This window comes from Novosphingobium sp. G106 (assembly GCF_019075875.1).
Lineage (GTDB): Bacteria > Pseudomonadota > Alphaproteobacteria > Sphingomonadales > Sphingomonadaceae > Novosphingobium.
This window is the reverse complement of sequence record NZ_JAHOOZ010000001.1, coordinates 4394805-4418786: the sequence shown is the minus strand read 5'-3', so window position 1 is coordinate 4418786 and position 23982 is coordinate 4394805. Positions and strand designations below refer to the sequence as shown.

The following is a 23982-nucleotide window of genomic DNA, read 5'->3' as shown; positions in this document are numbered from 1 at the left end:
GACATGCGTAAAGTTACAGCCCTGATCCTCGTGACGACTGCCTCGGCGCTGCTCGCCGGCTGCGGCGGCGGCGGGCTGCTCAACCGCGAACGGCCCGACGAATTCGCCGTCCAGCGCCAGTCGCCGCTGGTCGTGCCGCCCGATTTCGCGCTGACCCCGCCGCAGCAGGGCGCGCCGCGTCCGGTGGAGACCAACAGCCAGCAGCAGACGCTCGACGCCCTGTTCGGCGGCCCGGCCCCGCGCAGCGAGGTCGAGAAGAACACGATCGGCCGCGCTGGCACCGCCGCGCCGGGCATCCGCTCGAACGTGGGCGACAATCAAACCAACACCGTCGCCAAGGGCGACGTCACCCGCGACATCATCGCCGCCCCCGCGGGCGACGGCCGCGAAGCCCAGGCCGTAGCCGGCGGCGCTTCCTAAACTACGTCGCAACGCGAGACAGGGCCGTCATCCCGCATGGGGTGGCGGCTTTTTCGTGCACGGAGGGTGGCTTTGTTGGGGAGTCCGGACAGGCAGCTTCTCGCGGTTCCGTGCAAGCCGACCTTCGCTTGCGCACTGTGTCCGAGTGAAACCAGCTAATTGCTGGGGACATTCTCCCCACCACGACGCTGCCTTTCGGGACGGTTTTGATCACCTCCCGCGAACCTGCATAGACGCGGGTAGAACCGCTCCGTTACGCCGATGACGGCGGCAGCGACGAGCGCCCCACCGATGATATCCACGAGGTAATGTCCGCCAACGATCGGTGTCGCCGCGATCATGAGGCCGTTGAAGATTACGGAGGTCGGCCGAAGGACCGCAATCGGCCAAGTCGCCCAAATGAAAATCAAGCCAGAGATGCAGTGATAGCTGGGAAAGGCAATCAGCGCGCCGCCGGTGAAGTGTGACATTACTCTTCCGCCCCCACCGTGAATCTTCAGAAACTGTTGAACCCAGCCATGGCTCGAATGGGACATATCCGGATAGATGGCGATCCGGTCGTCACCATAGCCAAGATGCGTCCAGGCCTGCGTTGCGGGCAGGAAATAGAATATGGCCGCGGTAACGCACAGGGTGAGGGCCGATACGATTATGAACTTCTCGAGCTTGTCGGCTCGCCCTTTCGCCGCCAGCAGGCAGATAATCAGGATCGGCTGCGGGAAGATCAACCAGTAGCTCGGCAGGACGAGCGAGGTTAGGGTCTCGTGCGAATAGATAAAGGAGGCGTAAGCCTGCCAATCGTAACCCAGTGCCCTGTCCATCCGAAGTAGCGCCTCATCGGCCAACTCGTTTCCGGACGTGGCGGCGGCGTAGGTTACCATCATTGCGGCAGTCGAGATAACAATGCCCTGGAAAAATGCCGTGCCGGCAATCGCGACGCAGTAGGTCGGCTGCTTCTTTAGCAATGCTGCGAGGCAGCCGCCGATAACTATAATTACCAAACGCTCTAACCAATCATTCGAAGTAACGCGGAAACCGGTCGCTAGAAAGAGAGCGACCCCGCAAAGAGCAAAAAGCCACACTGGAATCCAAAGGCGTAGCCCTAAGATTGAATACCTCTCATCACGTTGCCTGTCCATGGCCGAGTTGTTTGGCGAGGTATTTCAAATAATTCGTTATTGCCGATGTAAGAGACTCATCCGGAACGGACTATATTGTCGCGATGAAAATAATCCAAAACGGATATTTTCTCCGTCACGGCGTTAGTCATTCATTGACGAAGGCGACCGGCTGTCAAATTGTGTCCACACAAGTTCCAAGCCTCATCGGTAGCTGGGGACTTATTATTAGCGATTGTATAGATTGCAAACACTGGCACGGGCCGGGCCCTATCCCTCCTGCCAAAGCAGGTAGGCGCCGACGCCAAGCGCCAAGATGCACGGCGCGAGGATGAGCCACTGAAGCCAATGAGGTAGCGCGTACCAAAAGTTGTCGACGAGGAAGTCCCACATCACTCCGGCTTCTCCGGCTCCAGCTGGATCTTCACCAGCTTGCCTAGCCTCTCATCCTAGCGCACTGCATCGTCGTCCGCCTGCATGTTCATGATCGCACTTCCCCGTTCCGAGCGTCCGCTTTTAGTCCACGAGGATGGCCGTCTCAATGGCGGCAATGTCGGCGATTCCGGTGTCGTCGCGTCTAAGGGATTGATCTTAGACGTGCTTTATTTTCCTCGATCGGCGGCTAGTTTCCGTCGGCGTCGACCATAAACACCATTGGCTTGCCTCGAGATGCAGGCTCCCACCCCGCCGTCAAAGCAGCGCGGATTCCCCGGGAAATAGTGGCGCTATCCACTTGCAGGCGGCCACGCTGCATGCCTTTCAACAGTCGCTTCGGGGGAGGAAATTCCAGCAACGCTCCTCGCTGCGTATGTTTCTGCATCAGCGCGATCGTCATGCCCTTCCAGCCCTCGGACTCGCCCCATTGGGGTTCGCTCCGCAGTTCCCATTCGTATTGGAGGCCATCAACGTCAACGATACCGGTAAGCTTGGGGATGTTTGCCATGTCGGAGCGAGTAGCAGCTCTTTCACTGCAATCCAGCCGTTCATATAGAGGCAGATCGTCAGGGTTTTGAATCGCAATGAATTATCGCCATTCCTTCCATGCCGGCAATAGCGCCGATGTCGTGAAGCACAGCCTGCTGATCGCCCTCGTGCGGGCCTTGCAGCACAAACAGGGCGCGCTGACCCTGATCGACACCCATGCTGGCTGCGGGCTGTACGACCTTGGCGGCGAGGAGGCCCGACGCACCGGCGAGTCCATGCAGGGCGTGCTGCGGGCCTTTGCCGACCCGAACCCCCTGCTGAACGACTACCGCGCCGCCGTACAGGCGGTGAATGTCGGGGCCGAGCCGCACCTCTACCCCGGCTCGCCGCAGATTCTGGCGCAGCTTCTGCGCCCGCAGGATTCCCTGATCCTGAACGAAAAACATCCCGAAGACGCCTATGCCCTGCGCGGCGTGATGCGCGACACATCCGCCGCCGTGCATGAGCGCGACGCCTACGAGCTTTGGCTGGCGATGCTGCCGCCCCGCACCGCGCGCGGCGTGGTGGTGGTCGACCCGCCGTACGAACAGCGGGACGAACGCGCACGTATCACCGCCACCCTCGCCGCCGCTTACCGCAAATGGGCAACTGGTGTGACGGTGATCTGGTATCCGCTGAAAGACCGCGCCACGCATTGGCGGTGGAAGGAGCAGTTACGCAGGCTCGGCATCCCGAAATTTCTTCGGGTGGAGCATTGGTTGTACGATAGCGATCAGCCCGACATCTATAACGGTGCGGGCCTTTATATAGTCAACCCGCCCTACGCCTTTACGCAGGCGCTGCCGCCTCTGCTGGAAGCCCTGCGCGCCGCGCTGGCGCCGGAGGGGCATAAGGGCGAGATCACAACCGGTTGGTTGGGCGATTAAAGTAAGCCCTCATTTCGCCCTTCAGCGGGACTACGCATTGCAGGCCCAAGCCGAGAACGAGGGTTTAGTCGCGGAACCTAGCGCATTACCCGTTCCCCAACTTCATGAACCAAAGACCGGTTGCAGGGAATGGAACTGGACCCTCGAACGTCGGCTATGAGCACAAGAAGCCAAACCATTTTCCTACTTCACCCTGAGCCGTCATTATGCCTGCGCGGTGTTGCACCCACGCTCTTTGACATCACGAATACGGAATAGGTTGGAAAAGTGTCACCCTGCCCCTCCGCCAACAAGATATTGGTAAATAGTGATATTTCAAGAGAGCGGAGGGGTGACCGGGTGACACATGTGTCACCTACATGCGCCAGCAGCGCATTTGTTGCCTAGCGGCGGCTCGCAATGCCGGCAGCCAGCGGCAGGACCCAATCCCGCGTCAGCGGGGCGAGAGCGAGGTTGGCCGCCTCGGCCGGATGAACCCAGACCGCTTCTGCGATTTCGGCTGCGGTCATGGGCACATGCAGCGTCCGCACGTGGAATAGCTGAGCCTCGACTACGCAGCCCGTTTCGTTTGCCGCCGCGGCGCAGAAGCGGCCGAGGTAGCGCTCCTCATGGTCGGACAGATCGAGGCCGATCTCTTCGAGCAATTCGCGGCGAAGCGCCGCCCAGGCATTCTCGCCGGCTTCGATTTTGCCCCCTGCCTGCATGAAGCTGGTCGTCCCGGCTTTCCGGACCAGCAGCAACCGCCCGAGATCATCATCGATCAGCGCGGCGGCGATGCGAATGGTCTGTCCTGCCGCGTCACCCATGCCCGGAGTCTGCCGCGTTTCCCATGCGGTCGCAACAATGAGGCGCCATTCGCCAGACCGTCAGGCCGCCTCGACTTCCACGACATCCTCGCTCGCGGCTTCGAGCAGGCGTTTCTCGACGGCCTTCAACCGCACGGGCGCGTCGATCTTCTCGCCGAGCAGGTCGGTGACGTAGAAGGTGTCGGCGGCGCGCTCGCCATAGGTTGCGATGTGCGCCGAATGAACCATCAGCCGCGCTTCGAACAGCGCGCGGGCGAGGCGGTTGAGCAGCGCCGGGCGGTCGCGGGCGTTGATTTCGACCACGGTGAAGCGGTTCGAGGCCTTGTTGTCGAACTCGACGCGCGGGCGGACTTCGAAGGCATCGGCGCGCGGCCGGGCAAGCGGGCGGGCAGCGAGCTGCGGCACCAGCTTAACCCGGTTGGCCAGGGCATCCTCGATGTTCGACTTGAGCCGGGCGAGCTGGCTGTCCTCCATGAACGGCCGGCCGATCGGGTCCTGGATGAGGAAGTTGTCGACCGCCATGCCGTTGCGCGCCGTATGGATGCGCGCGTCGATGATGTTGCCGCCGGCAAGGTGGATGCCGCCGGCGATGCGGTAGAACAGGCCCGGATGGTCGGCTGCGACCACGGTCACCAGCGTCGCGCCGCGCGCCGCGTAATATTCGGTGGCGATCGACAACGGCGCGCCGTCGGCAGCTTCGAGCTGCGCCAGGTTCATCGCGATGATGTCTTCGGGCTCGGCGATCCAGTAGGCGTCGCCGAGCTGCGAACCCGCAGTCTCAACCAGCTTCTTGGCCTTGCCCAGCCGCTCGGCGACGCGGTCCTTCTTGGCGGCGACGCGTTCCGGGCGGCCGTGCAGCGCATGACCCAGGCGCAGGCGTTCCTCGGCCGCACCATAGAGCTCGGCGATCAGCTGGCGCTTCCAGCTGTTCCAGGTCCCGGGGCCGACCGCGCGGATATCGACGATAGTCAGCAAGGTGAGCTGGCGTAGCCGCTCGATCGACTGCACCTGCTCGACGAAATCGGCGATCGTCTTGGCATCGGACAGGTCGCGCTTCTGCGCGGTTGCGCTCAGCAGCAGATGCTGACGAACCAGCCAGGCGACAAGCTCGGTCTCGTCCTCGCTCAGCCCGAGCCGCGGGCAAAGTCGCATCGCGATCTCGGCGCCAAGCACCGAATGATCGCCGCCACGGCCCTTGGCAATGTCGTGCAGCAGCACCGCGCAGTAGAGCGCGCGGCGCGACTGGATCTTGTGAATGATCCCGTGCGCCAGCGGATGATCGCCCTTGAGCTCGCCCTTCTCGATCTTGGCGACCAGGCCGATGGCGCGGATCGTGTGCTCGTCGACCGTGTAGTGATGGTACATGTCGAACTGCATCTGCGCGTTGACCCGGCCGAAGTCGGGGATGAAGCGCCCGAATACGCCCGCTTCGTTGAGCCAACGCAGCACCATCTCGGCATTGTTGCGGCTGGTCAGCAGGTCGAGGAACAGTGCGTTGGCGCGCGCGTTCCTGCGCACCTCGCCGTTGATCAGCCGCGCGTCGCGGGCGATCAAGCGCATCGTCTCCGGATGGATTTCCAGCCCTTCGCTGTCGGCGATCGTGAAGATCTCGAGCAGGCGCACGGGGTCGTTCTCGAACCAGTCGTCACCCTGGGCCTGGATCTTGCCGCCGAAGATCCGATAGCCCTTGAGCGTGCGGGCGCGAGCGCGGAAGCCCGCCAGCAGGCCGCGCGGCGCCTTGGCGAACTGCTCGTCGAGCTGGGCCAGGAACAGCCCGGTCAGGTTGCCGACGACTTTCGCCTGAAGGAAGAAGTACTGCATGAACCGCTCGACCGGGCTCTTGCCGGGGCGGTCGGAGAAATTCATCCGCTCCGCCACCTCGCGCTGCAAGTCGAAGGTCAAGCGATCCTCGGCGCGGTTGGTGATCGTGTGGAGGTGGCAGCGGACCGCCCAGAAGAAGCTCTCGGCGCGGCGAAAGGCCCGGTATTCGTCCTGGCTCAGCAGGCCCACCGTGACGAGTTCGCTGACGTCGCGCACCTTGTGGATGTACTTGCCGATCCAGTAAAGCGTGTGGAGGTCGCGCAGGCCGCCCTTGCCCTCTTTGACGTTGGGTTCGACGACATAGCGGCTGTCACCCAGCTTCTTGTGCCGGTCGTTGCGCTCGGCGAGCTTCTCGGAGACGAACTGGCGCTCGGTCCCGGCGACGACTTCGGCCCAGAAGCGCTTGCGGGCTTCCTCGTAGAGCGGCTGGTCGCCCCAGACATAGCGCCCTTCGAGCAGGGCCGTGCGGATCGTGAGGTCGGCGCGGCACATCCGCACCATCTCGTTCAGCGAGCGGCTCGAATGGCCGACCTTGAGGCCCAGATCCCAAAGGAAATAGAGCATCGCCTCGATCACCTGCTCGCACCAGGATGTGGCCTTGATCGGTGTGAGGAAGGCGATGTCGAGGTCCGAATGGGGCGCCATTTCGCCGCGGCCGTAGCCGCCAACCGCCATGATCGTCAGCCGCTCGCCCGAGGACCGGTTGCTGGCACGGTAGACGTCGCCGACGACATGGTCGTGGATGACCCGCACGATCTGGTCGATGAGGAAGGCCTGCGCCTCTGCGACGTCGTGGCCGGCCGAGGGCTTGTCGGCCAGGCGGCGGCTGATCTCCTTGCGGCCCTGGGCAAGGGCGCCGCGCAGCAGCTCGACGACCTGTGGGCGCGCCGCGCCGCCGCTGCCCTTGGCCTGGACGGCCTCGGCAATCGCTTCGGTGAGAATGCGCCGATCGATGATGGCGCGCTGGTTCGGTATGCGCGATGCGCTCATAGAGCGCCTTTAGCGGCTTCCCAGGCTTGCGAATAGCGGGCTTTCAACGTTCGCTTGTCGATCTTCTCTGTTCCAAGCCGCGGCAGCGCGCTGTCCTCGCACCAAAGGCGCACCGGAACCTTGAACGCGGCGATGCGCGTGGCGAGATGGCGGAGCAGTTCCTCCTCGCTCAGGCGGTGGCCGTCCTTGATCGAATAGACCGCGACCGGCACTTCGCCGTAGCGCTCGTGCGGCAGTCCGAAGACGCTGGCTTCGGCGATCCCGGGATGCGCGTAGATAGCCTGTTCGACTTCGGCACTGGCGATGTTTTCGCCGCCGCGAATGATGATGTCCTTCTTGCGGTCGACCACGAAGAGGTAGCCTGCCTCGTCCATGTAGCCGAGATCACCGGTGAGGAAGAAACCGTCGGCCCGCAGCACTGCCGCAGTCTCGAGCGAATTGCCCCAGTAGCCGCGGAAGTTGCAGACCGAACGCACGGCGATCTCGCCGCGCAGGCCGGCGGGCAGAGCCTCGCCATCGGACCCGAGCACGGCGATTTCGACCAACGGAGCGCTGGCGGGGCCGGTGCTCTCGGGCTTGGCGATGTAGTTGGCGGCAAAATTGGTGCAGCCGGTGCAGTTGGTCTCGGTCAGGCCGTAGCCCATGAATAGCGCCGCGCCGGGCAGGGCTTTGCGGAGTTCAGCGACGTGCTCGGCAGGGCGCGCGGCTCCCCCGGCAGCGAAGCTCGCGCAGCTCGACAGGTCGTAGTGCGCACGCGCCGGATGAGTGGCGATCTCGAAGCTCATCAGCGGCACGCCGGCGAAGAAGGTGATCCGTTCGCGCTCGATCAGGCGCATTGCCTCGCGCGCATCCCATTTCGGCATGATGACGAGGCGGCGGCCGGTGACGAAGCTCTGCAGGAACAGGGCGATCTTGCCGGTGACATGGAACAGCGGGACGCTGACCAGCGTGGATTGCGGCGGCGGCAGTTCGCCGTCCGGAGCATCGGCGATCAATGCGGCCAGGCTCTGCACCGCGAAGTTGCAGGTCGCCTGGACCACGGCCCGGTGATCGGAAACGGCGCCCTTTGCCGTGCCGGTCGAGCCCGAGGTAAACATGATGGTGGCGAGGTCGTCGCCGGCGAGCTCGGGCAGACGCCATTGGTCGTCATCGGCGCCCAGCAGCTGGGCGAGGCCATGCTCGGGCTCGCCATGGTCGAACAGGACGACCCGCGCCGAAAGCGGGACGCGGGCCAGCCGCTGCGCGCGCGGCGGATCGGCCAGCACCAGCGTGCAATCAGGCAGGGCGATACCGCCCGCGAGTTCCTCGCCGGACCACCAGCCGTTGAGCAGCGTGGCGCAGCCGCCCGCCATCAGGACGCCCATGTAAGCGACGATCCAGTTGGCCGAGTTGCGCGCGGCGATGGCGACGCGGTCGCCGCGGCGGACGCCATGCCGGGTCACCAGCCCGGCCGCGACACGGCGCGCCAGGGCATGGGTCTGCGCGAAACTCAGCCGGACCGTGCCGTCGACGAGGAATTCGGCATCGCCGTGCTCGGCGCAGAACAAGTCGAACAGCGCGGGCAGCGTTTTCGGCGCGCGGCTATAGAACGGCAGCTTGACGCCGCCGCGCTCGATCGAGCCGATTTCGAACGGAGTGCCCCGCGCGATGAGACGCTTCACGGTAGACGCCAGTCGCCTGTCGAGTTCGCTCGGCATAGACTGCTTTTCCACCCCTGGCCCCGCACCGGCCAATTGCCGGGTTCCGCAGCGGCTGCCGCTATGCAAGAAGGCACCGCCAGAACGCTGCCTGGCAGCTATACCGCGATGGGGTTAATCGTTTGTTGTCCTTGCTTGTTGCCGCCGCAAACGCGCCGATTCAGTGGGTCGATCTTGGGCTGACCCGGGGCATCGACCTCCACTTCTTCACGCTCCGCTGGTATTCGCTGGCCTATCTCGCAGGCATCGTCCTTGGCTACTGGCACCTGACGCGCATGCTTCGAGCGCCGGGCGCGCCGATGGCGCAGCGCCACGCCGACGATCTTTTCTTCTACTGCACGCTCGGCATCATCCTCGGCGGCCGTCTCGGCTATGCGACCTTCTACGCGCCCGAGCTGTGGGCGCACCCGACCGAGCTGCTCAAGCTGTGGAACGGCGGGATGAGCTTCCACGGCGGCCTGATCGGCACGGTGCTGGCCATCGCCTGGGTCTCGTGGCGCGGCAAGCTCGATTTCCTGCGCGTCGCCGACTACATCGCGGTTTGCGTGCCCTTCGGCCTGTTCTTCGGCCGGCTCGCCAATTTCGTGAATGGAGAGCTCTGGGGCCGCGTGACCGAGGGCGTGCCCTGGGCGATGGTCTTCCCCGATGGCGGCCCGCTGCCGCGTCATCCGAGCCAGCTTTACGAGGCCGGGCTCGAGGGGCTGGTGCTGATGGTCGTCCTGCTCACGCTGTTCTGGAAGACGCGGGCGCGCTGGCGGCCGGGCCTGCTCGTGGGCCTGTTCACGCTCGGCTACGGCCTGGCGCGCTTCACGGTCGAATATTTCCGCGAGCCTGACCAGCAGCTGCAGGAGTTCGCTCTGCGCACCGGTTTCTCGATGGGCCAGTGGCTGACCGTGCCGATGATCCTCATCGGCCTGTTCTTCCTTGTGCGGGCGCTGACGCGGCGACCGCTCGGGGCGGATATCGCTGCTCCAGCGTGAGGGGGCCGGCATGAGCGCGCAGGAGACGCTGTCGGCAGTCTTTGCCAGACTCATCGCAAATTTCGGTCCGATCAGCGTCATGCAGTATATGGGCGAGGCCAACGCCCGCTACTATGCGGCGCGCGACCCGCTCGGCGCCACGGGCGACTTTGTCACCGCGCCCGAGATCAGCCAGATGTTCGGGGAACTGATCGGCCTGTGGCTTGCCGACATCTGGAGCCGCGCCGGTAGGCCGGAACCCGTCCACTACGTCGAACTGGGTCCGGGCCGCGGCACGCTGGCGCGTGATGCGCTGCGCGCGGCGGGCAAGGCAGGCCTCGTGCCGCAAGTCCATTTCGTCGAGGGATCGCCGGCGCTGCGTGCTCTCCAGTCGCAGGCCGTGCCCACTGCACAGTGGCATGCCGACCTGTCGAGCCTGCCCGAGAACGCGCCGATTCTGCTCGTCGCCAACGAATTCCTCGATGCGCTGCCGGTGCGACAGCTCGTCCGTGCCGAAGCCGGCTGGCGCGAGCGGATGGTCGGCTGCGAGGACGGCAGGTTCCGTCCAATGATCGGCGACCGGCCCATGGACGCGGCGTTGCCCGAGACACTGCGCGATGCCGCGCCAGGCACGATCATCGAGACCTGCCCCGGCGCTGCGACGGTGGTCGGCGAGGTTTCGCAAAGGCTGGCCGCGCAGGGCGGAGCGGCGTTGTTCATCGACTATGGCCATGCCGAATTCCGCACCGGCTCGACACTGCAGGCTGTGCGCGCGCACCGGAAGGTCGATCCCTTCGCCGATCCCGGCGAGGCGGACCTAACCGCGCTCGTCGATTTCGCGACCTTGGCGGAAGTTGCCAAGAGCCACGGCGCGCGACGGCTCGGCATCGCAGAGCAAGGCGTCTGGTTGCGGGCACTCGGGATCGATGCACGGGCCGAGGCGCTGGCGCGCGCGGTGCCCGCGCGGGCGGAAGCGGTTGCCGTGGCGCGCGATCGGCTCGTCGATCCCGAGCAGATGGGCGCGCTGTTCAAGGTCATGGGCCTCACCGCGTCCGGCTGGCCGGAGGGTGCCGGCTTCTAGCGCTTGGCTTCGAACACGCGCGATTCGGTCGGCACCTGGCGGACCGGAACTGCCTTGATCCAGGCCTCCAGCGCGTCGATGTCGGTCGGACCGAGCACGACATTGCGCTGCTTGTCGAAAGCGCTGAAGCCGTCGCCGCCGTTGGCCAGGAACGTGCTGACGGTTACGCGATAGTCGGTTGCCGGATCGACCGGCGTCCCGTTCAGCGACATGGCCGATACCCGCGATCCGGCAGGGGCCTGACGGTCCACCGTATAGCTGAAGCCAGCCGAAGGCGTCAGGAACTGCTCGGGGCCGGAATCGGCGAAGCTCTGCTCCAGCACGGCTTTCAACTCGGCCCCGCTTAGCGTGAAGGTGACGAGGTCATTGTTGAACGGTTGCGTCTGGTAGATCATGCCGAAGGTCACACTGCCGTCGGCGCTGGGTACGATTGGCGCGCGGATGCCGAAGGGGTTCATAAACGAGATCTGTGCGCCGGCGCTCTTGGTTGCGGCGAGCTGGGCATCGGCGATCAGGTTGCCCGCCGGGCCGCCATAGTCGACATTGCCGATCTCGCGGCGCTGCGAGGGGCCGCTCAGCTTGCCGATCGGCCGCTCGGAAAACGCTTTCGCCGCCTCGACGTAGCGACCGACATAGGCACTGATGTCGGCGCGAGGCTCGAAGCGCGGCACGACATCGTTGTTGGGCACGGGTCCGCGCGAGGCGGTGTAGGGTTGCGACTGGACGACGACATTGGTCGCGCGCTTGCCGACCACGCGATGCGTCGCCGGATCGATCGACAGTGTGATGTCGGTCACCAGCTCGCCATAGACCCCGGCGCTGGTCAGCAGAAAGGGCTTGGCCGGGTTCATCTTGGCGTAGTCGCAGACATAGGGCCAATGCGTATGGCCAGAAACGACGACGTCGACGCGCGTGTCGAGCCGGTCGAGAATGCCGGCGATCTCGCCCTTCAGGTTCTGGCAGCCGCTGACGTTAGAGAATTCATCGGTCTTGCCGCCCTGGTGGATCAACACGACAACCGCGTCGGTGCCCTGCGCCTTGAGCGCGGGCACCGCGGCATTGATCGTGTCCGCCTCGTCGGCGAAAGTCAGGCCGGCAATGCGATCGTGCGAGACCAGGTCGGGCGTCCCTTTCAGCGTCAGGCCGATGAAGCCGATCGTCACCTTGCGCGCGCCTTCGCCGAAGCTCTTAAGACCGGTCGGGGGGGAACAGCGTCTTGCCGTCCGCGGTCAGCGTGCTCGCGGCAAGGTAGCGAAACGTTGCTCCCTTGAACTGCTCGAGCTGGCAAGGTTCGCGCACGGTGTTCTTCTCGCAGCCGCCGTTCTGCATGCGCAGCAGCTCGGCCGGACCGCGGTCGAACTCGTGGTTGCCAACGGCGTTGAAGTCGACGCCGATGCGGTTCATCACACCGATCGCCGGCTCATCGAGATAGAGCGATGAGGCGAATTGCGAAGCGCTGATCATGTCGCCGGCGGAGACGGTCACGTGGTTCGGATATTTGGCCCGGATGGAATCAATCGCCGAAGCCAGCCAGGCCGCCCCGCCCGCCGGCACGCCGACTGTGCCCGAAGGATCGGTCGGTGTGGGCCCCTTGCCCGTCGGCACGAAGACGGACTGCTTGGGCGGCTCGAGCGCGCCGTGAAAATCGTTGATCGCGATGATGCCGACGGTAACGGGTTCGCTTGCAGCCGCACCACCAGGCCGCGAGACCATCGGTGCGGCGCAAGCCGAGACAAGCAAGATCGAGGCGAGGACAGCGGTGAGGCGACGGATCATGCCCGCAATTCCTGAAGTGCGAATATGACAGCCATAAGACTTCGCCGCCGAACCGAAATCACACGTCCAGGTTGGCCACGTTGAGTGCATTCTCCTGGATGAAGTCGCGGCGCGGCTCGACGATATCGCCCATCAGCCGGGTAAAGATCTCGTCGGTAACGTCGGCGTCCTCGACCTTGACCTGCAGCAGGATGCGGTGGTCGGGGTCGAGCGTGGTTTCCCAGAGCTGCTCGGCATTCATCTCTCCCAGGCCCTTGTAGCGCGCGATCGACAGGCCCTTGCGGCCGATGGCAAGGACGGCGTCGAGCAGTTCGGACGGTCGCGTGATCGCGCCTTCGTTGCTGGCGGGGCGGGCAGCAGGCGCATTCTCCTGAACCTCGCCCTCATCCTCGATCGCCGGTTCGGCTTCGACGACTTCTTCCGCGGCGGCGCTGATCTTCACCAGCTTGGCGGTCGAGGCATAGACTTCTGCCTGCTCGCCGGCGAGGCGGGCCAGCTTGCGCGCTTCGGCGCTGGTGAGGAACGCCGCTTCGATCACATGGTGGTCGGTCACGCCGCGCCACAGCCGCTGAACGGTGACGTCGCCGTTCTCGGTCATCAGCGCGGTCCACTTGGCGTCGCGCTCGCCGATGTCGAGCCAGGTCGCGGCGCGGGCCAGCGCGGCCTCGCGGCCGGCGCGGTCGAGATCGGGATCGAGCACGCCGGCCATGGCCAGCGCCTCGACGATCGCCGGATCATAGCGGCGCGGGACGAAGCCCATCAGGCTCCGCAGGCGTAGCGCGTGTTCGACCAGGCCTTCGAGCTCGGTGCCGCCGCGGGTGCCGCCGGCGGTTTCGAGCACGCGGCCAGCCAAACCGGCTTCGACCAGGTAGCGGTCGAGCGCGGCGGCGTCCTTGAGGTAGACTTCGCTGCGGCCTTTGTTGACCTTGTAGAGCGGCGGCTGGGCGATGAAGAGGTGCCCGGCGCGGATAATGTCAGGCATCTGGCGGTGGAAGAAGGTCAGCAGCAAGGTGCGGATGTGTGCGCCGTCGACGTCGGCGTCGGTCATGATGACGATCTTGTGGTAGCGCAGCTTGTCGAGGTTGAACTCGTCGCGGATACCCGTGCCCATCGCCTGGATCAACGTGCCGACTTCCTTCGACGAGATGATCCGATCGAAGCGCGCGCGCTCGACGTTGAGGATCTTGCCCTTGAGCGGCAGGATCGCCTGATAGTGGCGATCGCGCCCCTGCTTGGCCGAGCCGCCGGCCGAGTCACCCTCGACCAGGAACAGTTCGCACTTGCTCGGATCGCGTTCCTGGCAATCGGCGAGCTTGCCGGGCAGCGAGGCGATGTCCATCGCGCCCTTGCGCCGGGTCAGCTCGCGCGCCTTCTTGGCGGCTTCGCGCGCGGCAGCAGCGTCGATGATCTTACCGACGACCTGCTTGGCATTGGCTGGATTTTCCTCGAGCCAATCGCTGATCCGATCGGCCATCAGGCTCTCGAGCGGCTGGCGCACTTCGGAGGAGACCAGCTTGTCCTTGGTCTGCGATGAGAACTTGGGGTCGGGCAGCTTGACCGAAACGATCGCGGTCAGCCCTTCGCGCATGTCCTCGCCGGTGAGGTTGACCTTTTCCTTCTTCAGCTGACCCGATTTCTCGGCGTAGTTGTTGAGCGTACGGGTCAGCGCCGCGCGGAAAGCGGCAATATGCGTGCCGCCATCGCGCTGCGGGATGTTGTTGGTGAAGGCGAGGACGTTCTCGTAGTAGCTGTCGTTCCACTCGAGCGCGACGTCGATGCCGATGCCGTCGCGTTCCGAACTGATCGAAATCGGTTCGGGCAGCAGCGGCGTCTTGTTGCGGTCGAGGTACTTCACGAAAGCCGCGATGCCGCCCTCGTAGAACAGGTCGTGCTCGGCCACATCGGCGTGGCGCTTGTCGCGCAGCAGGATGCGCACGCCCGAGTTGAGGAAAGCCAGTTCCCGGTAGCGATGCTCGAGCTTCTCGAAATCGAACTCGGTGACGTTCTTGAAGGTGTCGGTCGAGGCGAGGAAAGTCACGCGCGTGCCCTTCTTGCCCTCGGGCGCGGGGCCGCGGACGACCAGCGGCGAAACCGCATCACCGTGCGCGAACTTCATCCAGTGCTCTTCGCCGTCGCGCCAGATCGTCAGCTCGAGCCATTCGCTGAGCGCGTTAACCACCGAGACGCCGACGCCGTGGAGGCCGCCCGACACCTTGTAGGCGTTGTCATCATTGGTGTTGTCGAACTTACCGCCGGCGTGAAGCTGGGTCATGATGACCTCGGCCGCGGAGACGCCTTCCTCGGCATGGATGCCGGTGGGGATGCCCCGGCCGTTGTCGGTAACCGAGACCGAGCCGTCGGGGTTGAGCTCGATCAGCACCAGGTCGCAGTGCCCGGCCAGCGCCTCGTCGATCGCGTTATCCGACACCTCGAACACCATGTGGTGCAGGCCGGAGCCGTCGTCGGTGTCGCCGATATACATGCCGGGGCGCTTGCGGACCGCGTCGAGGCCCTTGAGGACCTTGATCGAATCCGCGCCATAGGAATTGGTGTTGGGAGTGTTTTCGGGGGTGCTGGCCATGACCAGCATATAGGCACGAAGGGGGGGGCTTGCGGAACCCGTATTCGCGCCTGAAATCCACAGAAAAGCCCGCGAAATCGCGGGCTACTGCTGCCACTCTAAGTGGCTGAGGCTCGGCCTTGCGCTGCGTCTGGAAAATCCAGCCGTCAGGCGCAAGGCCGGCCCGAATGCGCCGACATCAAGCCAGCGTCAAAGCGAACATCAGACCGCTGGTGCCAAGGGCAACCGCGAGACCGAGCGCACGATAGATGCGTTCCATGTTTTCCTCCTTTAAAATCACATTTGCGAAATGGGAATTGGTCCCCGTTTCGCAAGCGCAACATACATAGGTTAGTAATTTTCGCACGGGCAAAGGCAACAATAGATGTTGCGTTAAACGCAATCGTCGGCAAACCGTTTATTAACGTCGCCGAAGCGAGGAAATTCCGTTCCGACAGCTGCTCTCTAACGCAAAAGTCCTAGAAAAAGGTTACCTTGGTTAGTATGCCGCAGCATGTGCTTTCGGCGGACCGACGAGCCGCCTCGGATTGGTCTGGAAAGCAGGCCGGACCCAGCGTCCAGCCCTCTGGACAGCCAGCACGCGCGCGCCTAACTGCTCGACATGAGCGTACAGCCTTCGGATTCCATCCTCATCGTCGATTTCGGCAGCCAGGTGACGCAGCTGATTGCGCGCCGCGTTCGCGAAGCCGGGGTCTATTCCGAAATCGCACCCTTCGGCTCGGCCGAGGCTGCCTTTGAGCGGATGCAGCCCAAGGGCGTGATCCTTTCGGGATCGCCGGCCTCGGTGCTCGATGCCGACGGCCCGCGCATACCCGAGGCGATCCTCGAAAGCGGCCTCCCTATCCTCGGCATCTGTTACGGCCAGCAGGCTCTGATGCACCAGTTGGGCGGCGAAGTGCTGCTCGGCGATAGCGGCGAGTTCGGCCGCGCCTTCATTGAGATCAATGACCGCTGCGCGCTGTTCGACGGCCTGTGGAGCGAGGGCGAGACACACCAGGTATGGATGAGCCATGGCGACAAGGTCACCCAGCTCGCCCCCGGGTTCCGCTCGGTCGCGGCGAGCCCCGGCGCGCCTTTCGCGGTGATCGCCAACGACGCCAAGCGCATCTACGCGATGCAGTTCCACCCCGAAGTCGTGCACACGCCCGACGGCGGCCGGCTGCTCAAGAACTTCGTCCGCCACGTCTGCGGCCTTTCGGGCGACTGGACGATGGCCGAGTTCCGCAAGACCAAGATCGAGGAAATCCGCGCCCAGGTCGGCAAGGGCCGAGTGATCTGCGGGTTGTCGGGCGGGGTCGACAGCGCCGTCGCCGCGCTGCTGATCCACGAGGCGATCGGCGACCAGCTGACCTGCGTCTTCGTCGACGGCGGCATCCTGCGCATGGGCGAGGCCGAACAGGTCGTCTCGCTGTTCCGCGGCCACTACAACATCCCGCTGGTCCACGTCGATGCCTCGACGCTTTTCCTCAACGGCCTCGCCGGCGTCACCGACCCCGAGCAGAAGCGCAAGTTCATCGGCAAGACCTTCATCGACGTGTTCGAGGCCGAGGCGAACAAGATCGGCGGCGCCGAATTCCTCGCCCAGGGCACGCTCTATCCCGACGTGATCGAGAGCGTATCGTTCACCGGCGGCCCTTCGGTGACGATCAAGAGCCACCACAACGTCGGCGGCCTGCCAGAGCGCATGAACATGCAGCTCGTCGAGCCGCTGCGCGAGCTGTTCAAGGACGAAGTCCGCGTGCTCGGCCGCGAGCTCGGCCTGCCCGAGATCTTCGTCGGCCGCCATCCGTTCCCCGGCCCGGGCCTCGCCATCCGCATCCCCGGCGAAGTCACGCGCGAGCGCTGCGACATCCTGCGCAAGGCCGATGCGGTCTATCTCGAGGAAATCCACAACGCCGGGCTCTACGACGCGATCTGGCAGGCCTTCGCCGTGCTGCTGCCGGTCAAGACCGTCGGCGTAATGGGCGACGGCCGCACCTACGACAACGTCTGCGCACTGCGCGCCGTCACCTCGACCGACGGCATGACCGCGGACATCTATCCCTTCGACGCCGCCTTCCTCAGCCGCGTGGCGACGCGGATCATCAACGAGGTCAAGGGCATCAACCGCGTGGTCTACGACTATACGTCGAAGCCGCCCGGCACGATCGAGTGGGAATAACCGCTTGATGGAAAGGCCGGAGGATGCGCCCTCGGCCTTTCAAGCCGCCTGGAACGCGCACGACATGGCGGCGCTCGGCGCGCTGTTTCACGACGATGCGACTTTCGTGAACCGTTTCGGGCACTACGTGCGCGGGGTGGACGAGATCATCGCGCTGCACGCCCCGATCCACGAGACGATCTACCGCGATTCCACGCTTGAAAACGAGCTTGTCGATCTGGTGCCGATCGCGGACGGCGCAGTGATTCTGCATTTCTGGAGCCGGCTGGCAGCCGGCCTGGCCCATCCCGCCGGCCCGCATGAAGTCGATACCATGATTCTCGCGGTGATCACGCGGGGTGAAGGAACCTGGCGTATCCAGGCTCTCGAGAACGTCACCCTCACGAACCCGCGGACTGGCGAGACCGTCCTGCGCGGTTGAGCCTCAGGCGGCCCAGTCTTCGATATTGTCGACTTCGCCGATCAGCGCGAGGCCATGGGCGATCGAAGTCAATTCTCCCCCACTGGCGATGCGCTCCTCGCCGAAACGCTCGGTGAACAGCCGCCTGATCGCGGGGATCAGCGACGAGCCTCCGGTCAGGAAGACGCGATCGATCCTGCCCGCAGCCAGCCCGGCCTTGACCAGCGCCTCGTCGACGCAGGCTTCGATCCGGGCGATATCGGGGGGCGATCCAGCTCTCGAAATCGGCCCGCGTGACGTCGGCCGATATGTCCAGCCCGGCACCGGCAAAGCGAAAGCCCGCGTGGCTCTCGGTCGAAAGCGCGCGCTTGAGCTGTCCGACCGCGTCGTAGAGCGGATAGCCGAGCTCGTTCTCGACGATGGCGATCATCCGGCCGATCGCGGCAGGGTCGATCGCGCTGCGCTGGAGCTTGGCCAACTCCTCGAGCGTGCGCCGGTTGCGCATCAGCGCCAGTTTCGACCAGTCGGCGAAATCGGTGAAATAGCCGGGCGGTATCTCGAGCTCCTTGTCGAACGAACGGTAAGAGCCGCCCTTGCCGAGCAGCGGCAGAACAAGCCGCTCGACGATCCGCGCGTCGAAGCGATCGCCCGCGATGCCTATGCCGGTCGAGCTAAGCGGCACGCAGCGCCGCGCGGCACCGGGTTCGGCGACCTGCACGATCGAGAAGTCGCTGGTACCGCCGCCGAAGTCGGCCACCAGCAGAGTAGCGGGCTCGGTCAGCCGCGAAGCATAGCTGAACGCGGCGCCTAGCGGCTCGTAGACATAGTGAATCTCGGGGGCGAAGCTGCCGAACATCTTGTCGTAGCCTTCGCGTGCCAGCAGCGGGTCGGCGCGGGCGCCGGCATAGGCCACCGGCCGGCCGACGATCACGCGCGAAGGGCGGTCGTCGAGCCGGCCGCCGGCGTGACCGACCAGGCGTTCGAGAAACAGCGCGCCCAATTCCTCGAACCGCAGGCGCTTGGTGAAGATCGAGGCATGCTCGAACTGCGGGCTCGCCGCGACGGTCTTGAACGACTGGATGAAACGGCAGCCGAGCGGGAAGTCGAGGTACTCGGCGATCGCCCAGGGCCCGGCCTCGCTGGCTAACCCGCCGCGCACCGCAGGATCCTCCCAGAAGCACAGCGCAGAACGGAACACGGCGCCCATCGCATGATCGCCGGCAAACTCGACCAGTTCTGGGGAAGGCGTCCCGTTGGATCGGGCGACGACGCTGTTGGTCGTGCCGAAGTCGAGCCCCAGCGCGCCGCCTGCGGTGTTGGTCTGCATGAGGTGCGCTCCGGCTTCGGGGCGGCGCCTATGGCACCGAGACGGCGCGAGGGCAAGTCGGGCGGTCAATCACATTAGCATTGACTAATACATTAGTATTTACTAATGTGATTCGCATGCAGCAAGCTTCTCCCATCGACGCCATCATGCGCGCCCTTGCCGATCCAACGCGGCGCGGCCTGTTCGAACGGGTCGTCCGCGCCGAGGAAATCACCGTCGCCGAACTCACGCAGGGCAGCGGGGTGACGCAGGGCGCAATCTCGCAGCATCTCAAGTCGCTGCGGCTGGCCGGTCTGGTCGCCGAGCGTCCCGAGGGGCGCAAGGTCTACTACCGCGCCGCGCCCGAGGGGCTCGAGCCGCTGGCCGACTGGATCAGCCACTACGGCGCCTTCTGGCGCGAACGCTTCGCCGACATCCGCAGCCTTCTCAAGGAGATCGATCCGTGACCGACAGCACCCTCAAGCCCGCCACGCAAAGCATCGTAGTCGAGGAGGTTTTTCCCTATCCGCCCGAAAGGCTCTGGAAAGTGCTGACCGACAGCGCGCTCGTCGCCACCTGGATGCCGATGGAGCCGATCGGCTTCGCGCCAGTCGCCGGCACCGAATTCACCTATCGCACGACGCCCGCCGGCGCCTGGGACGGCACGATCCACTGCCGGGTGATCGAAGTGATCGCCAACGAATGCCTGGCCTATTCCTGGCGCGGCGGCGACGAGGGCAACGTCGGCTACGGCGCACCGCTCGACACCGTCGTTACCTATACGCTCGAACCCGTTGCCGAGGGTACGCGGCTGCGCCTGGTCCATTCGGGCTTCGTATTGCCGCGCAACGAACTCGCCCACACCAACATGGGCCGTGGCTGGAGCAAGATCGTCAGCCAGGTCGGCCAACTCGCCGGAGTGCAGGAGGACTGACCCGGCCTCGCAGATAACCCGCAAACAAGGAGAAATCGGATGGTGGACATTCTGCATGCCGTAAGCGTCCGGGCGCCCGCGGGCGCAGTCTACGACGCGCTGACCAGCCGCGAAGGGCTGGCCGGCTGGTGGACCGAGGAAACCACGACCAGCCTGACCGATGCCGGTGAGAAGCTGCATTTCGGTTTCGGCGGACGCGGCTTCTTCGACATGGACGTAGTCGAGCGTCACCCGGCCGAACGCGTCGCATGGCGCGTCACCGACGGCCCCGAGGAATGGATCGGCACCAGCATCGAATGGGACCTTGCCTCGGAAGGCGGCTTCACGGACGTGACCTTCCGGCACTGCGACTGGCGCGAGCCGGTGCCGTTCATGCACCACTGCAGCACGAAGTGGGCGACCTTCCTGTTGAGCCTGAAGTCGCTCGTCGAGACAGGGGCCGGTGCACCTTTTCCCGATGACGTCCAGGTCGGCCGGGTGAGCTGAATCGATGGAGCCCGCTCCGGCAGGACCAGGAGCGGGCTATCGCGGGGCTCAGTTCGAAACCTTGCCCGCCTTTATATAGTCGACCATCTGGCTGGCTACCGTGCCCCAGCCGTCGTGGAAGCCCATCTCTTCATGGGTCTTGCGCGTTTCCGCGCTGCCATGAATGGCGATGGCCGTGTATTTCGTACCTTGTCCCAGGGGTTCCAGCAGCAGCGCGGCGGTGAAGAACGGCTTCTCCGCAGGACGGAAGCCGGGAAGCAGCGTGTCGGTCCAGACCATACGTTGATGCGGGACGATCTCCAGGAAGCAGCCGCTGTTGGGGAACTCGTCACCTTCGGGCGAGCGCATCGTCGAATTGAAGGCTCCGCCCGGCCGCAGGTCGATTTCGCAATGGGTGATCGTCCAGGGCTTCGGCACGAACCACTCCTTCAGGTGGTGCGGCGTCGTCCAGGCGGTCCAGACGAGTTCGACAGGAACGTCGATCTCACGCTCGAGCACGAGGTCGAGCTTCGGGTCGATCTTGATGGCACTCATTGGGGTTTCTCCTCTTTCAATTTCAGCAGGTAGGCATCGAGGCGGTCGAGACGGGCTTCCCAGAGCTTGCGCTGCCGGCCGAGCCAGTCCTCGGCGAATTTCAGTTGCTGCGGGGCCAGGCTGTAGGTGCGCACACGGCCGCGCTTGTGCGAAGTCACCAGCCCGCAACCTTCGAGCACGCGCAGATGCGCGACGAACGATGGCAGGGCCATGCGGTAGGGCGCAGCAAGGTCGCTCACCGAAGCCTGGCCCGCGCTCAGGCGCTCGACCACGTCGCGCCTTGTCGGATCCGACAAGGCGCGAAAGATGTCGTCGATGGCCGGGGGCGATGCGCTCGCGCGGGGCGTCATGGTTTCGATCCTTCGAGTGGCCTGATGTAACGCCCATAGCTCGCCACAATACTTAGGTCAAATCCTAAGTATTGTGGCGAGGCAAGCCCCGCTGCTTCGGGCGGCAAGAGCCCCCCGTTTACAGACCCGCGGCTTCGGGCATTATGGCGCAAAACCGGGAGAGAAAACGATGCGACGCTTCAAGATGCTGGTGTTTTCCGAGCCGTTCGAAGGCCGCGACGTGGAATTCGACGAATGGTACACGGGCCGCCATCTCGATGACATCTGCGCGCTTGACGGTTTCACCACGGCACAGCGCTTCAAGCTCCATTCGGTGTCGATGGGCTCCACGCTAAACAAGCACCTCGCGATCTACGACATGGAGACCGACGATCCCGACTGGGTGATCGAGAACATGTTCGCCCACCGCGATACCGAGGCCATGCCGATCCATCCGGCGTTCAACCTCGATGCCACCACAGTCATGCTCTACGAGGAGGCGACGGGGCTCGTCCTCGCCAAGGACAGGCCCTAGTGGCTGCCTGAGCGCTGGATTGCGCCGCTCGCCCAGAGCGCCAGCCAGATCAGCAGCGGCTGCGCGGCGAGGCGCGGGACGTGGTAGGCCAGGCCGAGGCCGTGACCCGGGCGAGCCAGGTCGAGCAGCATGTGGTTGAAGTTTGCCGGCCAGACGCAGAGGGCATAGGCCGCAAGGCCCCAGCCGGCCGCACGGCGCAAGGCCGGCGATCGGCTCTGGACCAGTCCCACGGCACCGGCGATTTCGGCAAGGCCCGTCAGAGCGACAACCAATTCAGGCGCGGGCACCCAGTCGGGTACGATCGAGACGAAAGGTCGCGGTAGGATCAGATGCAGCGCCCCTGCCACGGCGTAGAATAGCGCCAGGGCCCAGCGCGCGAAATCGCGCCCGCTCACCAGGCGTTACCCGCGGCGACAGCGCGCTTCTCGGCGCGGGTGCTCTTGCGGCCGAGCACGGCATTGCGGTGCGGGAAGCGGCCGAAGCGCTCGATCATGCGGGCGTGGTCGCGGCAGAAGGTGAAAGTCCGGGTGTCGCCCAGGCGCGCGAAGAGGCGCAGTGCCAGGCGCTGGTCGGCCACATGCTCGCTGTGCATCAGGGGCATGTAGAGGAAGTGTCGCTCAGGCATAGCCAGCGGCCTGTCCCAGCCTTTCGCCAGCGTGCCCCGGGTGATCGCGCGGGCGAGTGCATCGTAGGCGAAGGCGCGGGCGTCCTTGCGGAACAGGTTGCGCGGGACCTGATCGAACAGGAGTATCGCGGCGCGTGCGGTCAGCGGATCGTGCAGGAAGTCTCCCGCAGGGCGCCTGCCGAGCATGGCCAGATCGCGTCCGAAACGGCGGTGCAGCGCCATGTCCACCAGGTCGTTGCGCCCGAACCATTGGCCCGGGCGCAAGCGATGAAACCAGAAATGCAGGAGCTCTGCCGCCCAGGCCTGCCGTGCGGCCGTCATCGTTCACTGCCCTCCTCGACCAACCGAACCACTAGGCCGAATGCGGATCCAATTCTGCCGCGGCGGGCGCGTCATCGCCCAGCGGTTCGAAGTGATCGAGCAGCTTGGCGATCAGCGCCCGGACCTCGCTGTGCCCCAGCTCCACGCCGACCTCGCCCTCGATGACGAAGTTGCGCGCCACCGCCGACATCAGCAGGACCAGCCCGCGCGGGCCAACGAAGATCCTGTCGAAGCCGCGCTCGGCATAGACCCGCTCCATCGCGTCGATCTGCTGCTGGCGGAAGCTCTCGCCGGTCTTGCGCATCTCTTCGCGCAGGCCGGGATAGACCTTTCCCAGCGCGACATATTCGGTCATCCGCTTGCCCTCGGGCAGGTTGCTGTTCAGCGCCCAGAGCGCGCGCAGCGGATGGCGGGAAGACAGCGCCTTGTCGTGCAGGTCGAAATACTTGGCCGACGAGCGCTGGAACACCGCGACGATCAGCTCTTCCATCGAGCGGAAGTAATAGTGGACGAGCTGCGGCTTGAGCCCCGCCTTCTGGGCGACCTGACGCGCGCTGAAAGCGTGGTAGCCTTCGTCCCCGAGCAGGTCGTAGGCCGCCTCGATCAGCTTCAGCCGCGAACGCGATCCGCGCGCCTGAGTACCGGGAGTCGATGCCATTGCCCCTCCTGATGTCACCCCGTCGTCAAATTGACGTGCAACAGCCGGAGAGGCAAGGCGGAATCAAGCCGAAACCGCAGGATCAGTTGCTGCTCGCGACCCGGCGATAGGGCACGAACTGCTCGAGGTTGACGAAGCCGGTCGGGAAGAAACCCGAACGCTCGTGCGTGCGCACGATGTCCAGCCGGCAGAGCTGGCTGCCGTGGATGTCCATCACCATCACGTCGTCGCGGTCGAGATCGCGCGCGTTCGACGGCCGGTTCACGTAGATCGTGCTGCCGTTGCCATAGACGATCGCGGTCTTGTCGATCACCTGCTGGTCGCGCGAATCGAACAGGCTGATGCAATCCACCGGCTTGCCGGGGACGCGGTCGCCGATGGCCTTGGCGAGCTGTTCCTCACCGGTCAACTTGGGCTTCGCTTCCAATGCGGTCCCCGCCAGCAGAGCAGCGCCCGCCGCGAGAGCCATTGCAAACTTGCGCATGTCACTCTCCTTGTCGTCCCCTTGTGCGTGAATTCGCACAAACAGGCTTAATGGAGCCTGACCCGTCCTTCTGTATCCGTTTCCACGGAAATGGTTCTGCCACCAGCGGA

At 64.8% G+C, this 23982-nt stretch carries 24 protein-coding genes and 1 pseudogene; 10 read left to right on the top strand and 15 right to left on the bottom strand.

All coding sequences use genetic code 11. The annotated features are described in order from the left end of the window. The first annotated feature begins 3 nt into the window (after window positions 1–3). Window positions 4–420, top strand: a complete 417-nt coding sequence (locus KRR38_RS21225) for a DUF3035 domain-containing protein (RefSeq protein WP_217405269.1) — start codon at window positions 4–6, stop codon at window positions 418–420. A gap of 155 nt (window positions 421–575) precedes the next feature. Here KRR38_RS21225 and KRR38_RS21220 read toward each other — a convergent pair whose 3' ends face one another. Then, complete coding sequence (locus KRR38_RS21220) at window positions 576–1502, bottom strand: phosphatase PAP2 family protein (protein ID WP_217405267.1); 927 nt, start codon at window positions 1500–1502, stop codon at window positions 576–578. Between the two features lie 658 nt (window positions 1503–2160). Next, window positions 2161–2481 carry a hypothetical protein gene (locus KRR38_RS21215; protein ID WP_217405265.1) on the bottom strand — a complete coding sequence of 107 codons (321 nt, stop codon included), beginning with the start codon at window positions 2479–2481 and terminating at the stop codon, window positions 2161–2163. A 76-nt stretch (window positions 2482–2557) separates the two neighbouring features. Between KRR38_RS21215 and KRR38_RS21210 the strand changes: the two genes are divergently transcribed. Continuing rightward, on the top strand, window positions 2558–3388 hold the full coding sequence (locus KRR38_RS21210; protein WP_217405262.1) for a 23S rRNA (adenine(2030)-N(6))-methyltransferase RlmJ: 831 nt from the start codon (window positions 2558–2560) through the stop codon (window positions 3386–3388). A 383-nt stretch (window positions 3389–3771) separates the two neighbouring features. Here KRR38_RS21210 and KRR38_RS21205 read toward each other — a convergent pair whose 3' ends face one another. From KRR38_RS21205 to KRR38_RS21195, 3 genes are read right to left on the bottom strand one after another with little or no spacing between them, the layout of a single operon-like run. After that, window positions 3772–4194 carry an NUDIX domain-containing protein gene (locus tag KRR38_RS21205; RefSeq protein ID WP_217405261.1) on the bottom strand — a complete coding sequence of 141 codons (423 nt, stop codon included), beginning with the start codon at window positions 4192–4194 and terminating at the stop codon, window positions 3772–3774. Window positions 4195–4254: 60 nt separating this feature from the next. After that, window positions 4255–7005: a [protein-PII] uridylyltransferase gene (locus KRR38_RS21200; protein WP_217405259.1), complete on the bottom strand. Its 2751-nt coding sequence runs from the start codon at window positions 7003–7005 to the stop codon at window positions 4255–4257. Beyond that, window positions 7002–8666 (bottom strand): class I adenylate-forming enzyme family protein, encoded by a 1665-nt coding sequence (locus tag KRR38_RS21195; protein WP_309141107.1) that lies wholly within the window; start codon window positions 8664–8666, stop codon window positions 7002–7004. The genes KRR38_RS21200 and KRR38_RS21195 overlap by 4 nt, the downstream gene beginning before the upstream one ends. A gap of 158 nt (window positions 8667–8824) precedes the next feature. On the opposite strand from KRR38_RS21195, the gene lgt reads away from it, so the two are divergent. Further along, window positions 8825–9682: a prolipoprotein diacylglyceryl transferase gene (gene lgt / locus KRR38_RS21190; RefSeq protein WP_217405254.1), complete on the top strand. Its 858-nt coding sequence runs from the start codon at window positions 8825–8827 to the stop codon at window positions 9680–9682. A gap of 10 nt (window positions 9683–9692) precedes the next feature. Then, the gene (locus KRR38_RS21185) at window positions 9693–10742 is read left to right on the top strand and encodes a class I SAM-dependent methyltransferase (protein ID WP_217405251.1); all 1050 of its coding nucleotides are present in this window, start codon (window positions 9693–9695) and stop codon (window positions 10740–10742) included. Here the strand turns inward: KRR38_RS21185 and KRR38_RS21180 are convergent. From KRR38_RS21180 to gyrB, 3 genes are read right to left on the bottom strand one after another with little or no spacing between them, the layout of a single operon-like run. Next, window positions 10739–11905, bottom strand: a complete 1167-nt coding sequence (locus tag KRR38_RS21180; RefSeq protein ID WP_309141106.1) for a 5'-nucleotidase C-terminal domain-containing protein — start codon at window positions 11903–11905, stop codon at window positions 10739–10741. The two genes, KRR38_RS21185 and KRR38_RS21180, sit on opposite strands and share 4 nt — an antisense overlap. A gap of 25 nt (window positions 11906–11930) precedes the next feature. Next, window positions 11931–12518, bottom strand: a complete 588-nt coding sequence (locus KRR38_RS37455; protein ID WP_309141105.1) for a hypothetical protein — start codon at window positions 12516–12518, stop codon at window positions 11931–11933. Between the two features lie 58 nt (window positions 12519–12576). After that, window positions 12577–15099 carry a DNA topoisomerase (ATP-hydrolyzing) subunit B gene (gene gyrB / locus KRR38_RS21175; RefSeq protein ID WP_217405248.1) on the bottom strand — a complete coding sequence of 841 codons (2523 nt, stop codon included), beginning with the start codon at window positions 15097–15099 and terminating at the stop codon, window positions 12577–12579. Between the two features lie 601 nt (window positions 15100–15700). Between gyrB and guaA the strand changes: the two genes are divergently transcribed. Both guaA and KRR38_RS21165 read left to right on the top strand, forming a co-directional pair. Continuing rightward, window positions 15701–17260, top strand: coding sequence for a glutamine-hydrolyzing GMP synthase (gene guaA / locus KRR38_RS21170; RefSeq protein ID WP_217405246.1), 1560 nt, complete (start codon window positions 15701–15703; stop codon window positions 17258–17260). A 7-nt stretch (window positions 17261–17267) separates the two neighbouring features. Further along, window positions 17268–17681, top strand: a complete 414-nt coding sequence (locus KRR38_RS21165) for an SgcJ/EcaC family oxidoreductase (protein ID WP_217405244.1) — start codon at window positions 17268–17270, stop codon at window positions 17679–17681. Window positions 17682–17684: 3 nt separating this feature from the next. Here KRR38_RS21165 and KRR38_RS21160 read toward each other — a convergent pair. After that, a pseudogene (locus KRR38_RS21160) lies at window positions 17685–18987 on the bottom strand (Hsp70 family protein). Between the two features lie 116 nt (window positions 18988–19103). Between KRR38_RS21160 and KRR38_RS21155 the strand changes: the two are divergent. The 3 genes from KRR38_RS21155 to KRR38_RS21145 are packed head-to-tail and all read left to right on the top strand — an operon-like array spanning window position 19104 to window position 20386. Beyond that, window positions 19104–19433 (top strand): helix-turn-helix transcriptional regulator, encoded by a 330-nt coding sequence (locus tag KRR38_RS21155; RefSeq protein ID WP_217405241.1) that lies wholly within the window; start codon window positions 19104–19106, stop codon window positions 19431–19433. Continuing rightward, complete coding sequence (locus KRR38_RS21150) at window positions 19430–19900, top strand: SRPBCC domain-containing protein (RefSeq protein WP_217405239.1); 471 nt, start codon at window positions 19430–19432, stop codon at window positions 19898–19900. The genes KRR38_RS21155 and KRR38_RS21150 overlap by 4 nt, the downstream gene beginning before the upstream one ends. 39 nt (window positions 19901–19939) lie before the next feature. Then, entirely contained in the window at window positions 19940–20386 is a 447-nt protein-coding gene (locus tag KRR38_RS21145; protein ID WP_217405237.1) for an SRPBCC domain-containing protein, read from the top strand. Window positions 20387–20434: 48 nt separating this feature from the next. Here KRR38_RS21145 and KRR38_RS21140 read toward each other — a convergent pair whose 3' ends face one another. Together KRR38_RS21140 and KRR38_RS21135 are read right to left on the bottom strand one after the other, a co-directional pair. Continuing rightward, the gene (locus KRR38_RS21140) at window positions 20435–20920 is read right to left on the bottom strand and encodes an SRPBCC family protein (RefSeq protein ID WP_217405234.1); all 486 of its coding nucleotides are present in this window, start codon (window positions 20918–20920) and stop codon (window positions 20435–20437) included. Next, the gene (locus KRR38_RS21135; RefSeq protein WP_254514912.1) at window positions 20917–21270 is read right to left on the bottom strand and encodes a helix-turn-helix transcriptional regulator; all 354 of its coding nucleotides are present in this window, start codon (window positions 21268–21270) and stop codon (window positions 20917–20919) included. The genes KRR38_RS21140 and KRR38_RS21135 overlap by 4 nt, the downstream gene beginning before the upstream one ends. 169 nt (window positions 21271–21439) lie before the next feature. On the opposite strand from KRR38_RS21135, the gene KRR38_RS21130 reads away from it, so the two are divergent. After that, on the top strand, window positions 21440–21784 hold the full coding sequence (locus KRR38_RS21130) for a hypothetical protein (protein WP_217405232.1): 345 nt from the start codon (window positions 21440–21442) through the stop codon (window positions 21782–21784). Here the strand turns inward: KRR38_RS21130 and KRR38_RS21125 are convergent. From KRR38_RS21125 to KRR38_RS21110, 4 genes are all read right to left on the bottom strand, one after another. Then, window positions 21781–22179 (bottom strand): DoxX family protein, encoded by a 399-nt coding sequence (locus KRR38_RS21125; protein ID WP_217405229.1) that lies wholly within the window; start codon window positions 22177–22179, stop codon window positions 21781–21783. The two genes, KRR38_RS21130 and KRR38_RS21125, sit on opposite strands and share 4 nt — an antisense overlap. Beyond that, entirely contained in the window at window positions 22176–22730 is a 555-nt protein-coding gene (locus tag KRR38_RS21120; RefSeq protein ID WP_217405227.1) for a DUF924 family protein, read from the bottom strand. The genes KRR38_RS21125 and KRR38_RS21120 overlap by 4 nt, the downstream gene beginning before the upstream one ends. Window positions 22731–22761: 31 nt before the next feature. Then, window positions 22762–23388, bottom strand: coding sequence for a TetR/AcrR family transcriptional regulator (locus KRR38_RS21115; protein WP_217405225.1), 627 nt, complete (start codon window positions 23386–23388; stop codon window positions 22762–22764). An 82-nt stretch (window positions 23389–23470) separates the two neighbouring features. Next, window positions 23471–23872 (bottom strand): hypothetical protein, encoded by a 402-nt coding sequence (locus KRR38_RS21110; protein ID WP_217405223.1) that lies wholly within the window; start codon window positions 23870–23872, stop codon window positions 23471–23473. Window positions 23873–23982: the final 110 nt, after the last annotated feature.

Excerpts from the sequence above, each read along its gene's own strand:
- KRR38_RS37455 (WP_309141105.1), bottom strand. The coding sequence starts at position 12,518 with ATGATCCGTCGCCTCACCGCTGTCCTCGCCTCGATCTTGCTTGTCTCG.
- KRR38_RS21200 (WP_217405259.1), bottom strand. The coding sequence starts at position 7,005 with ATGAGCGCATCGCGCATACCGAACCAGCGCGCCATCATCGATCGGCGC.
- KRR38_RS21215 (WP_217405265.1), bottom strand. The coding sequence starts at position 2,481 with ATGGCAAACATCCCCAAGCTTACCGGTATCGTTGACGTTGATGGCCTC.
- KRR38_RS21135 (WP_254514912.1), bottom strand. The coding sequence starts at position 21,270 with ATGACGCCCCGCGCGAGCGCATCGCCCCCGGCCATCGACGACATCTTT.
- KRR38_RS21140 (WP_217405234.1), bottom strand. The coding sequence starts at position 20,920 with ATGAGTGCCATCAAGATCGACCCGAAGCTCGACCTCGTGCTCGAGCGT.
- KRR38_RS21225 (WP_217405269.1), top strand. The coding sequence starts at position 4 with ATGCGTAAAGTTACAGCCCTGATCCTCGTGACGACTGCCTCGGCGCTG.
- gyrB (WP_217405248.1), bottom strand. The coding sequence starts at position 15,099 with ATGGCCAGCACCCCCGAAAACACTCCCAACACCAATTCCTATGGCGCG.
- KRR38_RS21155 (WP_217405241.1), top strand. The coding sequence starts at position 19,104 with ATGCAGCAAGCTTCTCCCATCGACGCCATCATGCGCGCCCTTGCCGAT.
- KRR38_RS21185 (WP_217405251.1), top strand. The coding sequence starts at position 9,693 with ATGAGCGCGCAGGAGACGCTGTCGGCAGTCTTTGCCAGACTCATCGCA.
- KRR38_RS21165 (WP_217405244.1), top strand. The coding sequence starts at position 17,268 with ATGGAAAGGCCGGAGGATGCGCCCTCGGCCTTTCAAGCCGCCTGGAAC.
- KRR38_RS21110 (WP_217405223.1), bottom strand. The coding sequence starts at position 23,872 with ATGCGCAAGTTTGCAATGGCTCTCGCGGCGGGCGCTGCTCTGCTGGCG.
- KRR38_RS21130 (WP_217405232.1), top strand. The coding sequence starts at position 21,440 with ATGCGACGCTTCAAGATGCTGGTGTTTTCCGAGCCGTTCGAAGGCCGC.
- KRR38_RS21205 (WP_217405261.1), bottom strand. The coding sequence starts at position 4,194 with ATGGGTGACGCGGCAGGACAGACCATTCGCATCGCCGCCGCGCTGATC.
- KRR38_RS21120 (WP_217405227.1), bottom strand. The coding sequence starts at position 22,730 with ATGACGGCCGCACGGCAGGCCTGGGCGGCAGAGCTCCTGCATTTCTGG.
- KRR38_RS21210 (WP_217405262.1), top strand. The coding sequence starts at position 2,558 with ATGAATTATCGCCATTCCTTCCATGCCGGCAATAGCGCCGATGTCGTG.
- guaA (WP_217405246.1), top strand. The coding sequence starts at position 15,701 with ATGAGCGTACAGCCTTCGGATTCCATCCTCATCGTCGATTTCGGCAGC.
- KRR38_RS21145 (WP_217405237.1), top strand. The coding sequence starts at position 19,940 with ATGGTGGACATTCTGCATGCCGTAAGCGTCCGGGCGCCCGCGGGCGCA.
- KRR38_RS21115 (WP_217405225.1), bottom strand. The coding sequence starts at position 23,388 with ATGGCATCGACTCCCGGTACTCAGGCGCGCGGATCGCGTTCGCGGCTG.